Raw genomic sequence first — 14,622 nt, 5'->3', positions numbered from 1 at the left:
CCACCAAGATCCTTTCAGGATGACAAAGAGGGATAATAAGCCTTGCTGCTTACCAACAAGTCAATAATGCTGAAAACCTATGAGGAGTGTTGATGGCAATTAGACCAGAAACCTTATTTGCAGTGTACATAGCAAAGAACCAGCTCGCATTTACCCCACTGTCTGTTCTTGCACTGTTTGCCGGTTGATTTGGCAATAGCAGTGCATTGCGGGTTGTAGACGGAAGCAGCGTTTGCAGAGGGTTGAGAAGGCGCTGAAAAGGACAGCAGGAATCCTAAAGTGGCCGCTGAAGAGATAGTGGTAAAGATTCTTTTCATAGTTCCGATGGTGTAATAAAGAGGCAAGTAAATACGCGTATAAATATAGTAAAACTAAATATTTAAGTACTACCATTTTGAGGAGAGATTCGTAAAGTAGAAGCCCACCAAGCCTTTGTCTATGCCGCGACTTCTACGCTTGTACTTGTTTCTCTTCTTGCTTTATAATCCCTTCTCCGCGAAGGGGCAAATGGCCAATTCAACCGTGGGAGCCAGAGGAGTAAGCCTGGGCGGGGCGGCTGTCACCTTACCCGATGTCTGGGCCCTAAGCAATAACCCGGCGGGCATCGCCGCCTTGAAAAGCCTTGAACTGGGTGCCTACGCCCACAACCGCTTCTCCCTCAAAGAACTTACCACGGTAGGATTGCTGGCGGTCTATCCAACAGTCAGGTATGGAACCATTGGGGTGGATGTGCAGCGGTTCGGCGGAGAGTTGTACAATGAGCAGCGGCTGGGGATTGGGATGGGATATCAATTAGGCGTGGTGCGGTTGGGCCTGAAGGCCGATCTGTTGCAGGTACGGGTGAAAGAATGGGGCAGCCGCAAAGCTGTGGCCCTGAGCATGGGAATTCAGTCAGACCTGCTACCGAAACTCACCTTTGGGGCGCACATCTACAACCTTAACCAGGCCAAACTGGCCCAGTTTGAAGACGAACGCGTGCCTACGGTCATGAAGATCGGGCTGAGCTACGAGGCCGCCACCAAGGTGTTGCTGGTGCTGGAGGCTGAGAAAGAGCTGGTGTTTCCGGTGGCGGTGAAAGGTGGGATTGAGTACCGGGTGATGCCGGCGCTGGGGTTACGCACCGGATTCAACACCGGCACCAGATCAGGCACCGCTGGCGTGGATGTCAGGTTCAAGCAGTTTCAGGTGGCGTACGCTTTTGGGGCGCAGCACCAGTTAGGCATGAGTAACTACCTCTCAATTAGCTACAAGTTGGAAAAGGAGAAGAGGCCATGAAATATGGTTTTTGGCTTGTTTTCCTGATAATAGGCCTAAAACAGGTAGCTACAGGGCAGGAGGCGCCGCGCCCGCCCGTAGATGTGGAACTGCTGGTGCAGGAACTCTTCGCGCAGCAAGATGATGAAAACTCCGTGGCCTATGAAGACCTCTATGAAACGCTGCTCCAGTACTACCGCCAGCCTCTGGATTTAAACCGCGCTTCCCGCGAGGAGCTCCGGGGACTTTGGTTGCTTTCTGAAGGGCAGATCTCTGCGCTGTTGCAGCACATTGAGGACAATGGCCGGTTGCTCAGTTTGTACGAACTGCAGTCAGTGCCCGGCTTCGACCTGATCTCTATCCAAAGATTGCTGCCCTTTGTAACGGTCCAGGCTTTAAGGCAGGTAGGCCAAAGATCCTGGCTGGAGCGCCTCAAAAATGCCGACAACCATTCCCTCTTACTTCGGTATGACCGCACCTTGCAGGAACGCCGTGGTTATACGCCTCCCGAAGGCCGTTCAGTTATCCGCTATCTCGGGTCTCCGGATAAGTTTTTGCTGCGTTACCGGCTAAGCCATCCGCGGGATTTCAGCTTTGGCGTCACCGCTGAAAAGGATGCAGGCGAGTCGTTCACGTGGAACCCCGGGCAGCGGATCTATGGTTTTGATTTCCTTTCGGCGCACGCCCAACTGTATGACCGGGGCGCTTTCAAGACCATCGCCTTAGGCGATTACCAACTGCAATTTGGGCAGGGTTTGTTGCTCTCCAGTGGTTTCAGCGTGGGCAAAGGGGGCGAGACCATCACTACCATCCGGCGCAGCCAGCTGGGCATCAGACCCCACACTTCCACCCTGGAAGCCAATTTTTTCAGAGGCGCCGCTGCTACCCACCGCTGGCAAAGGCTAGAGACCACCTTGTTCTATTCGAATCGGCGGGTAGATGCCTCGGTGGGTGACGCCCTGCCGGATGACTCTACTTTGGTGACATTGAGCGGATTGCAAACCTCGGGACTGCACCGCACGCCTACCGAATTGGCGAACCGGCAACGGGCACGGGAACAAGTCCTGGGCGGAGACATCACCTATCGGAATCCACAGCAGACGCTCAGCTTGGGAATCACCGGCGTGCACACCTGGTTTAACATCGCATTGCAACCCCGCCCGGAGCCTTACAATTTGTTTACCTTCCGCGGAAACCGGAATACGGCAGTTGGGTTGCATTACAGCTACCTCTGGCAGAATCTCAACTTCTTCGGAGAGACGGCCCGCTCCGATAACGGAGGCCTGGGTACCGTAAACGGAGTTTTGGCCAGCCTTTCGGAGAAGGTGGAGGTGTCTTTGTTGTACCGCTATTATGCCCGGAGCTTCCACACTTTATATGGCTCGGCTTTCGGGGAGGGGAGTCGGAACCAAAACGAGAGCGGTTTGTACACCGGCCTGAAAGTCAAGCTGAGCGATAGGTGGCAACTCACTGGTTACTATGACCGCTTTTCTTTTCCGTGGCTCCGTTTCCGGGTAGATGCCCCCTCTGATGGCGAAGAATACCTCCTGCGTCTGCAGTTCATGCCTTCCAAAACCACCCTACTCTACGGGCAATACCAGTACGAGCGCAAAGCCCGTAATGAATCTGTGGAAGGTGAGCCCTTGCGGCAAGTCACCGATACGTATGCTCACCGCTTTTTGCTGCTCCTGGATGTTAGCCCCCTGCCTTCCTTGCGGCTGCGTTCCAGAGTGCAAGCCAGTAGGTTCAGGCAAAATGGTCCCGCCCGCACCGGCTATTTCGTGGCGCAGGATGTGAGTTGGGAGCGTAGCAATACCCGCCTGAGCGCCCGCTACGCCCTCTTTGACACCGATGATTACGATACGCGTCTCTATGCTCCGGAGCAGGATGTGCTGTACGGGTTCTCCATTACAGCTTTTGCTGGTCAAGGCACCCGTATCTATTTGCTGGCCCAACAACGCCTCACCCGCCACCTGGATGCCTGGTTCAAGCTCAGCCACACGAATTACCGCGGGCAAAGCACTATCGGCTCCGGCTTGGAGCAGATCCAAGGACCTAAACGCACCGATGTCAGGCTTCAAGTCCGCTACCGTTTTTAGGCTATTTTAAAAATCGGGAGTAAAAAGGGTTTGCTATTTAATAGGGTTGGCGCGCAAGTCACTTTGTGGTGTACCCGCCACAAAGTCCGCCTTTGGAAAAGGATTGGGGTCAACCTGGTACAGGTAGAAGAAGTGGTGGGTGATGTTAGGCTCTTCAAACCTGGACAACAACTTGACTGGGTAAGGGTACCAATTCAAGTCAATATTCTGCGATGAAACTAGAACAACGCGCTTGTTTTCCTTTTGCGCCAGGGCTTTGGCCCAGTTCAGCAGTTGGTAGAGGGTTAGCTCATTTTCTTCAGGACTGTCAGGTTGGAAGAAAGTGCTGGGAGTCAACGTCGGCAAGTAAAGAATCGGCTTGCCGTAGTAAGCCACAATAGAAGACAGAATGATGTCATTTTCCAGAACAATCAGGTCGGTTGACGGTACTTTCGCCTTCAGGTAAGCCGCCGTTCGCTTAGCCGGGTGGAAAGGATGCCTGATGTCCGTAGCTACCGCGTAAATGCCAACTCCAAACTGAATGAAAGTAGCCAGCAATAAAAGCTTTTGCAGCCGTTTAAAGGAAATCTGGGCTAGTGCGGAAGTGTCTTGATAGTAGCTTAGTAGCCAGCCAAATGTCAAAGTAAAGACAAAATAATGCCCGTAGTGCCGGATACTGCCCATGTATTTGAACGCAAAGAACAGGGTAAGAAGAACAAATAGCCCTATCAGAGGCAGGAACAGGCGTTTCACCGGCAAAAAGCACCGAAGCACGAAAGTGACAATAGTCACCGAAAGAATAGCTTCGCAGGCGTATCCCAGCAAGGTGGGCGTTAAAATGTATGAATTCCAGAAATCAACAAAGAAGTGGGGGATGGGAAAGAATGCCTGCCACGGCCTAGTCACCGATCTGAGGTTCAGCATCACCAACTCTCCCTCAGACGGCCTGATCATACTGTACAGGGAATAAAGACAACCCGCAACCCATATGCCTAAACCTAGCCATTTTTTCAAAGGAGAAATGATTGGTTGGTCCGGCGCCTCTTTCCAGAAACTAAATGCCTCTGAGAACAGCAAAAGACCTAAGGCGCAGCTAAAAAACAACCCGAAGAGGTGTGTCTGCGAATTAAGCACCAACACAAGCAAAAAGAGATACCAGTGGGAGAACCGTTTGGGGTAGAGGGCACAGATGAGGAAAGTGGTGAACAGTTCCAGTGCGTAAAGCCTGCTGATGGTGCCGTACTCAAATAACCCGTAGTACCCAAAACAGAACAGCAGCCGCAACAGCCAATGAAACGGGGCGTACCGCAGGAAAACGAGCACAAACCCCATGGCAAATATGAACTGCGTTGCCTGTAAAGCCAGTAGATCATGGGTGAACCTGGTTACTATAAACAGCAGGCTGTACCACAGATTCGGGTGCCCTTCATACACTTTGTTCTGTAAAAGCTCAGTATAAGAATTGCTGTAAAGGGCCAAGAGCCATGGTTCTGTCTCGTCAAACCAAAGCTCATGGTGCTGCATAAACCAAGCCAGCAACAAGGCGTAAAGCAGGGTGAAGAAAGTAGCAAAAGACCAGTTGCGGGAGAGCAGGCGCATTTGTGTGACTTTACATGATTTTCTCCTAGAGGGTATACACAAATTAATACGCTTTAACGGCGGGGTATTCAGCTACCATCTGCTTAGGAGCAATTGCGAGTGGATTGATCTTGTAAATGAAGAATGCATAGGGAGTAATGGAGTTCCCCCGGAAGATGGCTATGGGTCTTATTGGAATTGAAGCCCATTGAAATGGTAATTCATATCGACAAACCAGAATTACCGGGGTGCTTTTCTGTTGTGCCAAAGCCATGGCCCATTCTAATAATACATTTTGTTTTAGGTCATTTACTTCATTTGGGTTAAGGGTGTAGAAGCTTTTGAGATTTCCTGTGGGCAAGTTATAGATAGGCTTTCCTAAGTAGGCAGTAATATTTGATGAAACAACCCCATCATCGGTAGCAATGCTGTAGTTTCTAGGCAAGGATCTTAGGAAGGCGGCTACCTTTTTACCCTCAAAAAACGGGTGTTGCCAATCTATTACCAAAGCATATATTCCGGCAATCACCTGAAAAAATGCCGCTATTATCAAAAGCGTCCGAAGCACGGGAGCTAACTTTTGTTGAAAAGGAATAGGTGGGGAAGGAGAGGAATAGGTTTGGGTATAGTGTGTCTTAATCCAAAGAAAGGCAATTGTGAAAAAGAAGAAGTGGGCATGGTGCCTCATACTCCCTTCCATTTTGAGCACAAAAAGGCAAAAAGAAGCAAAAAACAGTAAGAAGAGAGAGAATAAAAGGCGCTTTGTTCGGAAGAATGCCGCGAACAGTATGCCTATGATGATAGCGGATAAAAGTATTTCAAACCTGGTTGGAAGATAGGAGGTGTTCCAAAAGGTGGTGGTAAATTCAGGTACAGGTGCAAAGGCCTGCCAAACCCGTGCAGCAGCCTGGTAAAGATAGTAGGGATGAAAAAGGGTGAAGGTAGATTCGTTCGACTCATTGGGGCGCACCATGCTCCAGAGAGAGAGCAGATAGCCTGCTGCCAAAATGATAGCCCCTGCAATTAACTTTAGGGAGGAAAGGGGCATCCAATGAGGTGAACTTTTCCAAAACTTTACAGCTTCTGAAAACAATAGTAACCCTAAGACACCAGCCATGAAAAAGGCAAAGAGGTTGGTTTGGGCCAGCAGGACAAGTAGCGTGAGATACCAATACCAATGAGAAAAACGCTTTGGGTAAAAGGTGCAAGCCAAAAACAGAAAAAACAATTCAATGGCATAAAGCCGACTGATAATCCCGTATTCAAATAGACCATAGTATCCAAAGCAAACCATTAACCTGATTACTTTAGGATACGGGGAAAAGCGGAGGAAGACAAATACGAAACTGATCGCGAAAAGAGCCTGGGTAACCTGTAAAACCTTTAGATTGGAAGTGAATTTTGTGATTACAAACAATAAGCTATACCACAGGTTTGGGTGGCCCTCAAAGCGCTTGTTGTCCAGAAGTTCACCATAAGTGTCACTGTACAGGGCCAGTAGCCAGGGTTCCGTCTCGTCAAACCACATTTCATGGTATTGCATGAGCCAGGCCAGCAACAAAGCATAAAGCAATGTAAATCCAATGGCAAAGTAGTTGTCCCGGAGAAAGGAGCGAATCATAGGATCTTAGAGCGAATCAGCTTGTTCATGGTACTCCTGTTCTGTGTTCACTGCCCACAGGTTGGCTTTGTCGGTGCGGCCGGCAGTGATGTTTTCCACGGCCAGAATGGCAGTAAGCATGGAATGGTCCTGGTTGTTGTACTTGTGCATGCCGTTGCGGCCCACCAGAAACAGGTTCTCAATACCGTCTAAATAGGCCTGCACCTTGGGGAACTCGTTGTAAGAACCAAAATAAGCCGGATAAGCCTTCGGCATTTTCACCACCGTGCCGTCAATGACCTGGTCAGCGGAGATGATGCCCAGTTTATGCAGCTCATCAATGGCCAATTGTTGCAGATCATTCTCAGACATTTGCCAAAGCTCGTCTTCTTCCTGGCAGAAATACTCTACGCCCAGCCAGACTTTATCTGGATCGGTGACCAGGTAGGGGCTCCAGTTGTTGAACAATTGCAGTCGGCCGGCCTGGACATCCGGTTCCTGGATGTAGATCCAGTTATCCTGGATGAGGTCGCTGTTTTCCTGTTTAAGGGCCAGTCTATGCAAAAGCAGGCCCACGGAAATGAAATTCCGGTAGGGCAGGTTTTCCGCAATCTCCCGTACCTCGGCAGGTACTACTTCGCCAAGGGCGCGAATCAGGCTTCGGATGGGCATGGTGGAAATCACGTACTCGGGATTCATCTGATAGGTAGCCCCAGTGGCGGTTTCCTGGATAGTGGCGGAGACAATTCGGTTGCCTTCTAATTGCAACGCTACCACTTTTTGCTGCATGTGCACTTCCCCTCCCAACTCCTGTACCTGGCGGGTGACAACTTCCCATAGGTGCCCCGGTCCCAGTTTAGGGTACAAGAACTGCTCAATCAAGGACGTCTCCGTCTCTTTCTGAGTGAAGTCCTCTGAGGGGGATGAGAATTGCTGCCGGAGAAAGTGCTTCAAGGCCTCAGTGATAGAAAGCGCTTTGATACGCTGGGCACCCCACTCGGCACTGATCTGCTGACAGGGAACACCCCACACTTTTTCGGTGTAGGCTTTGAAAAAAGTCTCATACAGGTGTTTGCCGAAGCGATTGATGAAGAACTCCTCCAAATTTTTCTCTTCTTTGATAGGGCTTAGCACCTGCTTCAGGTAGCTGAACACGGCCTTCGTGGACCAACCTATCCCTAACTGTGCAAGGGTGTTCAGCGAGAAAGAAAGTGGGTAGTCAAAGAACTTACGGCGAAAGAAAATGCGGGATTTACGTTGGCGCAACAGCATCACATTATCGCCGGCCGATGTATCAGTAGCAGAAACAATTGGAATTGCCCGACTTTTACCCCGGTAATTAAGTGCGCCAATGGTTTGTCCGGCCTCTAATTGCAGGGGCAAAATTGACAACCACCAGTTCATAACCCGATCAGATTTGGAAAAAAACCGGTGACCTCCTATGTCCATCCGGTTACCCTTGTAATTGATGGTAGCCGAGATGCCGCCAATACGGTCCGTGGCTTCTACTACGTAAGGATGCACCTTGGAATGCTTCAAGAATTCATAGGCAGCCGTTAAACCGGCAGGTCCAGCTCCAATAATAAGAGCTGTAGAGGGAGTCGACATAAAAGCAGGATAAGCTTTCCAAAGATAACAGGCAAAAAGGGTTCTGCCAAAGTTATACACTGGCAGCTGCTCGCTTGCCGAAGTACACAACAAGCTGTTTTTTTGCCTATACCTTTTGGAGGCTACCTAAAACGAATATATAAGTGGGGAGAAGGAAAAGCAACATTCTGGTGTTTGGGAAACAGAGAGAGGGGGCCGCAAGAAATCTAAGATAGATTCTTTGAGGAAACTTAAAGCGATAAGAGTAGGGCAGAGGGTGGTTGTCCGCTTAGAAAGCTAATTAAAGTGTAAACATTCAGAGCCTGTTTTTAGAAAATAGGCTCTGAACGCAAAAAAGGCGTGGTTAAGTTAAGGCCGGCAATCTTGTAAAATCTGGCAGCCTGGCTTGATCTCGGCACTGATAAGGTGGCCCTGTCTGTCCAGTTCCAGGTGGCAGCACTCCAGGAAAACCGCTTTCAGTTTCTCGCGCCCGCGCTGGATCCTTGATTTGGCTCCGGATAAGGAAAGCCCTAGTCTATTGGCGATTTCCTGTTGGGGAACCCCTTCCAGGTCACTCAGACGTAGAGGCTCAGCGTATTCTGGCGGAAGTAATTGCAGGAGTGGGAGTACGCAACTCTCCAGGTCGCGGAGCGGGTTCTGTTCAGTAGAATCCGCTACATCGGCGCCTTCCGGTAAGGCTGTCTCGCGCTGGCGTTCACGGTAGAAGTCATGTACGACGTGGCGGGTGATCTCATAGAGCCAGGCCCGTACGTTGCGGACCTCTGGCAGTTTCTCGCAATTCCTATGCACTTTCAATAGCACCTGTTGGGAGAGGTCCTCGGCATCTGCACGGCTGGGAACCCGCTTGCGGATGAAACCCTGCAGGGCTTCCTGGTAAGTGAGAAACACGGGCGCCACAGCCGCGCATGGGTCTTGCGAAACGCAAACGGAGGCAGAACTACAATTGGTTTTATTTTCCATAAGCAACGAAAAAAGCAAGCGCAAGAAGAAGCAGGATGAACAGCGGTTTTCAATTAGGAACCTAGTATTCTTTTAAATGGTACTTGCTCTGTTTTGGGCCTGTTTTCTGAAAAACCAGTCCAAAACAGAGCAAGGATTCTTCAACTATAGGCCTACCGTGCTACTGCGGCGTTCCAGTAATACGGTATCGCGCCACTGGCCATCCAGTTGCCCTATACGCTCCCGCATTCCCACCGTCCTGAAACCGCATTTCTGGTGTAACCCAATACTGGCCTCGTTCTCCCGGAAGATTCCCGCCTGCAGGGTCCACATGCCGTTGGCTTCCGATTCCTGTATCAACTGGCTCAACAGCCTTGCACCCAACCCCTGCCCCCGGAAATCCTCGTGCAGGTACACGCTCACCTCGGCCACGCCGCCATACACGCACCGTCCCGAGACTGGGCTAAGGGCAGCCCAACCAGCTACTTTCCCGGAGTCGGTGATCGCCACCAACCTGCTATGCGGCAGATGGACTGCGTCCCAGGTTTCCCAGGTGGGGGCAGAAGTCTGGAAGGTGGCGTTCCCGGTGGCGATGCCCTGCTCATAAATGGCTTTAACCTGCGGGTAATGCTCGGCCAGCAGGGGCTGTAGGGTAATTTGGGTGAGCGTTTCCATTACATCAGAGGTTTACGGGTTAAACAGTGGCGATTTCCTGGGTAGTGGGTGTGCAGCAAGTAGGGGCGCAGCAGGCGTTTGCCTTGGCCTCACCGCCGTAGGTGGTGGACTCTCCAAAGGTATAAAACGTTTCCCATTCTACTCCCTGCGGATCCCGTATCCAGGACTTTTCTGACTGCGCATAGCAGCAGGTGGTGGCACCTTCATTGCGGATAGTGCCTTTGGCCTGTGTTAATCGGCCGTATACTTCCTGTAACTCCTCTGGTGTTTCCGCCTGGATGCCCAAGTGCTCAATGCCAATGCTTCCCTGGTGACTGGAGATGGCAAAATTCACGCGCGGGTCCTCCAGCATCCATTTGGCGTAATCGGTTTTCAGTACGGTAGGCTGGGCAGCGAAAAGCGCGGTGTAGAACTCAACAGATTCCTGCAAGTCTTTTACACTGATGTTTACATGTAATCTTTTCATGGCTTAATTTTTTAGGGTTTCTTAGTTTTGCCCTGATGACGGAGAGTTGCCTGAAAAGACGCAGGATTTCTTAAGTTTTTTTGATTTTGGCTGTTTCAATGGAGATGCACCTAAAATCAAGCCTTTGTACCCAATGGAATAAACTAAGGGCCCAAGTTTGCGCTAACTGTAAACATTGGAGAAATCTAATTGATAGATTTGGCAGTTTGCATTTGTGCCTCCATTCCTCTCATATTGGAATAAGGCTTAGGATAATTCAGAAAAGAGATAGTTTGCTATGGGTGAAGCAATCAGAAAAAGGCTATAACAGTCGCACTCAGAATTCCGAGCCAAATTCAGCAAGGAAAGCGGCTAATTAAAGCAGGTGTATGCAATGTCTCGTAGGCTTTAAAGCTATGTATAATCCAGAAGCAAAGCAGCTTGCCTAGAGTTGCGGTTGAAACATGCTCCAGAATGGCAATGCGTTTTCCTTAAACCCCTCAACACCTAATAGAATTGTAAAAGGATGGTTGTAGAGATTGGAAATTTAAGAAGTAGTATTGGTAAGTTCTTTTGATTAGGTTAGACGTATTCCATTCCCTTACTTTCCTTCACATGGGAGACAAAGTCCTTGACCTGCTGCTCATTTTTGCGTTGGCAGATCATTAGAACATTGTTGTGTTCCGCTACAATGTAATCCTGCAGACCCTGAATGACTACAAGTTTATCCTGAGGGGTTTTGATGATGCAGTTTTGGGTATCGTAAAGCATGGTATCGCCGTCTACCACGTTCCCCTCAGGGGTTTTGTCTGCAATGCTGTACAGTGAATTCCAGGTGCCCACATCAGACCAGCCCAGATCACCTAAAATCACATGCACATTATCTGCCTTCTCCATAATTCCATAGTCAATAGAGACGTTGCGGCAGTTGGTGTAGGTGTCGTCAATGAATGTCTCTTCTTCTGGCGTGTAGTAGCTGGCTGTGCCTGCCTCAAAAAGATCCGCTACATCTGTCAGATGGGTTCTGAATGCCTTAAGAATAGACTGAACATTCCAGATGAAAATACCTGCATTCCAGACAAAATCCCCGCTTTCAATAAATTTCAAAGCATTTTCTAAGGTGGGCTTCTCCGCAAAGGTTTTCACTTTCATGGAACATTGGGAGGTATCCTTTATATATTGGATGTATCCATAGCCCGTGTCTGGCCGAGTGGGTTTTATGCCTAAGGTCACCAGGATGTCCTCTTTAGAGGCTACTTCCAAAGCTTGCTGTATACAGTCTAAAAAGGCTTGCTCCCGTAAAATAACATGGTCTGCAGGGGCTACTATGATATTGGCCAGCGGATTCTTCTGAGCTATCTTGTAACAGGCATAGGCAATGCAGGGAGCAGTGTTCCTGCCAATCGGTTCCTGTAAAATCTGGGCGTCACTTAGGTCTGGGAAATGACTCTTTACTAAGTCCCTGTACTCTCTGTTTGTTACTATGTAGATGTTTTCTTTAGGGCAAACCGAGGAAAAGCGTTTTACAGTGGTTTGAATCATGCTTTCCCCTATGCCTAGAACATCGTGGAACTGTTTTGGGTAGTTATTTCTGCTGAAAGGCCAGAACCTGCTGCCAACTCCGCCAGCCATCACAACTACAAATGTGTTCTCAGATAAACCTTTCATAACCTTAAACTTGAGTGAAAATATTGAGCTACTGACGCTTTATGAAGTGAAACAAAGTTACAGTTGTGTAGGTAATATGCAAAAAAATATTTAATTTATTAAAATATATAATGCAAACGTTGGAAAGAAGTATATAATTACAAATTTGTGAGCCGCTAATAGCTTTTATTATGTGATTTTCAAGAAATGTACCATAAATGGAGTAGTTAATTTGTCTGAATTATAGAAGGGTTGTAACTTTTTTTGCTTTTGATTAGAATACGGGTATGTTTGTATGAAGAAATCGTAAGGGTAACCTGTTTTTTGTTCAAATAAAGTATAATTCTAATATATCTATTATGAGAATTGCAGTAGTAGGCACTGGTTACGTGGGCCTGGTGACGGGCACGTGTTTCGCCGAGGTGGGCATCGATGTGACGTGCATAGACGTGAACGTCAAGAAGATCGAGGACCTCAAGCAGGGCATCCTGCCCATCTACGAGCCGGGCCTGGAGGAGATGGTGCTGCGCAACGTGGAGAAGGGGCGGTTGCAGTTTTCCACGGACCTGGGCTCGGCGATCCAGGGCTGCGATGCGGCCTTCATCGCGGTGGGCACCCCTCCGGGCGAGGACGGCTCGGCGGATCTTAAATATGTGCTGGGCGTGGCGAGGGAGATCGGCCAGCACATGGACGACTACCTTGTCGTGGTGACCAAAAGCACCGTACCGGTAGGGACAGCCAAGAAAGTAAAGCAGGCCGTGGCCGAGGAGTTAGAGAAAAGAGGTTCTAATCTTTCTTTTGACGTGGCCTCCAACCCCGAGTTCCTGAAAGAAGGAGCAGCTATTGATGATTTCCTCAAACCTGACAGAATTGTTATTGGTGTTGAAAGCGAAAAGGCCGAGGAGGTGATGCGCAAGCTCTACAAGCCGTTCCTCTTGAACGGGCACCCGATCATCTTCATGGACGTGCCTAGCGCGGAGATGACCAAGTACGCGGCCAACTCCATGCTGGCCACCAAGATCAGCTTCATGAACGACATCGCCAACCTGTGCGAGCTGATGGGGGCGGACGTGAACATGGTGCGCCGCGGCATCGGCTCGGACTCCCGCATCGGCAACAAGTTCATCTACCCGGGAATCGGCTACGGCGGCTCCTGCTTCCCCAAGGACGTGAAGGCCCTGATCAAGACGGCCCAGGAGAACGGCTACCGGATGCAGATCCTGCAGGCGGTGGAGAGCGTGAACGAGAACCAGAAGGAGGTGCTCTTCAACAAGGTGATGAGGCACTTCTCGGGCGACATCAGCGGGAAGACCTTCGCGCTGTGGGGCCTGTCTTTCAAGCCGAAAACCGACGACATGCGCGAGGCCCCGTCCCTTGTGATTATAGACAAGCTCCTGGCCGAGGGCGCCTCTGTGGTGGCCTACGACCCGGTGGCCATCAAGGAGGCCAGGCACATGATCGGGGAGAACGAGCGGGTGAGCTACGCCAAGGACGAGTACGAGGCCCTGATTGACGCTGATGCTTTACTGATTGTGACCGAGTGGCCCGAGTTCCGCTCGCCCAACTTCCAGGTCATCGGCAAGCTGCTCAGAAGCAAGGTCATCATCGACGGGCGCAACATCTACGAGGCCAAGGAGCTGCAGGAACTGGGCTTCTGCTACTACGGCATCGGGGTGAAGGAAGTGCTGCCCATCGTGGAGACCACCAACTAAAAGACAGAGAAGAAACCATACAGACGCTACTTTAGGGCTATAATGGCAAAAACGGACAGAAAACGCGTATTGATCACCGGCGCCGCAGGGTTTTTAGGCTCTCACCTGTGCGACCGCTTCATAGACGAGGGCTACCACGTGATCGGGATGGACAACCTGATCACCGGGGACCTCAAAAACATAGAGCACCTGTTCAAACTGGAGCAGTTCGAGTTCTACAACCACGACGTATCCAAGTACGTGCACGTGCCGGGGCACCTGGACTACATCCTGCACTTCGCCTCCCCCGCCTCGCCCATCGACTACCTCAAGATCCCGATCCAGACCCTGAAGGTAGGGTCCCTGGGCACGCACAACCTGCTGGGGCTCGCAAGGGCGAAGGGCGCGCGGATGCTGATCGCCTCCACCTCGGAGGTGTACGGCGACCCGGAGGTGCACCCGCAGGTGGAGGAGTACTGGGGGAACGTGAACCCTGTGGGCCCCCGCGGCTGCTACGACGAGGCCAAGCGCTTCCAAGAGGCCATCACCATGGCCTACCACATGCACCACGGCCTGGAGACGCGCATCGTCAGGATCTTCAACACCTACGGCCCCCGCATGCGCCTCAACGACGGCCGCGTGCTGCCCGCCTTCATGGGCCAGGCCCTGAGGGGCGAGGAGCTCTCCATCTTCGGGGACGGCTCCCAGACGCGCTCCTTCTGCTACGTGGACGACCTGGTGGAGGGAATCTACCGGCTGCTGCTGAGCGACTACGCCCTGCCCGTGAACATCGGCAACCCCAGCGAGGTGACGATAAAGGAGTTCGCCGAGGAGATCTGCAAGCTGACCGGGGTAGAGCTCAAGCTGGGCTACCAGCCCCTGCCCGAGAACGACCCGCAGAAGCGCCGCCCCGACATCTCCAAGGCCAAGGCCCTGCTGGGCTGGGAACCCAAGGTGTCCAGGGAAGAAGGATTGAGAAGGACCCTGGAGTACTTCCGCGAGAACGTCCACGCCGAAGAGGTCGAGCATCGGGCGTTTTAGAGCTCCTATTATAAAAACAGGTCAAAAAGGGATTGCTGCCGATTGGTAGCAATCCCTTTTTTATTA

At 50.7% G+C, this 14,622-nt stretch carries 11 protein-coding genes; 4 read left to right on the top strand and 7 right to left on the bottom strand.

The features are described 5' to 3' along the window. Positions 1-438: 438 nt before the first annotated feature. Together J3P34_RS02670 and J3P34_RS02665 are read left to right on the top strand one after the other, a co-directional pair. Positions 439-1,275, top strand: a complete 837-nt coding sequence (locus J3P34_RS02670; RefSeq protein ID WP_210486315.1) for a PorV/PorQ family protein — start codon at positions 439-441, stop codon at positions 1,273-1,275. Then, complete coding sequence (locus tag J3P34_RS02665; protein WP_210486314.1) at positions 1,272-3,353, top strand: ComEA family DNA-binding protein; 2,082 nt, start codon at positions 1,272-1,274, stop codon at positions 3,351-3,353. Before J3P34_RS02670 ends, J3P34_RS02665 begins: the two co-directional genes overlap by 4 nt. Before the next feature lie 33 nt (positions 3,354-3,386). On the opposite strand, the gene J3P34_RS02660 is transcribed toward J3P34_RS02665, so the two are convergent. From J3P34_RS02660 to J3P34_RS02630, 7 genes are all read right to left on the bottom strand, one after another. Continuing rightward, the gene (locus J3P34_RS02660; RefSeq protein WP_210486313.1) at positions 3,387-4,931 is read right to left on the bottom strand and encodes a hypothetical protein; all 1,545 of its coding nucleotides are present in this window, start codon (positions 4,929-4,931) and stop codon (positions 3,387-3,389) included. Between the two features lie 43 nt (positions 4,932-4,974). Continuing rightward, positions 4,975-6,531 (bottom strand): hypothetical protein, encoded by a 1,557-nt coding sequence (locus J3P34_RS02655; protein ID WP_210486312.1) that lies wholly within the window; start codon positions 6,529-6,531, stop codon positions 4,975-4,977. Positions 6,532-6,537: 6 nt separating this feature from the next. Beyond that, entirely contained in the window at positions 6,538-8,118 is a 1,581-nt protein-coding gene (locus tag J3P34_RS02650) for an NAD(P)/FAD-dependent oxidoreductase (RefSeq protein ID WP_210486311.1), read from the bottom strand. A 348-nt stretch (positions 8,119-8,466) separates the two neighbouring features. Further along, complete coding sequence (gene sigZ / locus J3P34_RS02645; protein ID WP_345890328.1) at positions 8,467-9,015, bottom strand: RNA polymerase sigma factor SigZ; 549 nt, start codon at positions 9,013-9,015, stop codon at positions 8,467-8,469. 207 nt (positions 9,016-9,222) lie between these two features. Beyond that, positions 9,223-9,732 (bottom strand): GNAT family N-acetyltransferase, encoded by a 510-nt coding sequence (locus J3P34_RS02640; RefSeq protein ID WP_210486308.1) that lies wholly within the window; start codon positions 9,730-9,732, stop codon positions 9,223-9,225. 19 nt (positions 9,733-9,751) lie between these two features. After that, positions 9,752-10,198, bottom strand: coding sequence for an ArsI/CadI family heavy metal resistance metalloenzyme (locus tag J3P34_RS02635; RefSeq protein ID WP_210466251.1), 447 nt, complete (start codon positions 10,196-10,198; stop codon positions 9,752-9,754). Between the two features lie 561 nt (positions 10,199-10,759). Continuing rightward, positions 10,760-11,845, bottom strand: a complete 1,086-nt coding sequence (locus tag J3P34_RS02630; RefSeq protein ID WP_246853504.1) for a mannose-1-phosphate guanylyltransferase — start codon at positions 11,843-11,845, stop codon at positions 10,760-10,762. 338 nt (positions 11,846-12,183) lie between these two features. Between J3P34_RS02630 and J3P34_RS02625 the strand changes: the two genes are divergently transcribed. Together J3P34_RS02625 and J3P34_RS02620 are read left to right on the top strand one after the other, a co-directional pair. After that, positions 12,184-13,536, top strand: a complete 1,353-nt coding sequence (locus J3P34_RS02625) for a UDP-glucose dehydrogenase family protein (protein ID WP_210486307.1) — start codon at positions 12,184-12,186, stop codon at positions 13,534-13,536. A gap of 42 nt (positions 13,537-13,578) precedes the next feature. After that, positions 13,579-14,556: a UDP-glucuronic acid decarboxylase family protein gene (locus J3P34_RS02620; RefSeq protein ID WP_210486306.1), complete on the top strand. Its 978-nt coding sequence runs from the start codon at positions 13,579-13,581 to the stop codon at positions 14,554-14,556. Positions 14,557-14,622 lie beyond the last annotated feature (66 nt).

The organism is Rufibacter aurantiacus (assembly GCF_017916345.1).
GTDB lineage: Bacteria > Bacteroidota > Bacteroidia > Cytophagales > Hymenobacteraceae > Nibribacter > Nibribacter roseolus.
Note: the sequence above shows the minus strand (reverse complement) of the source record. Positions and strands in the feature narration are given on the sequence as shown.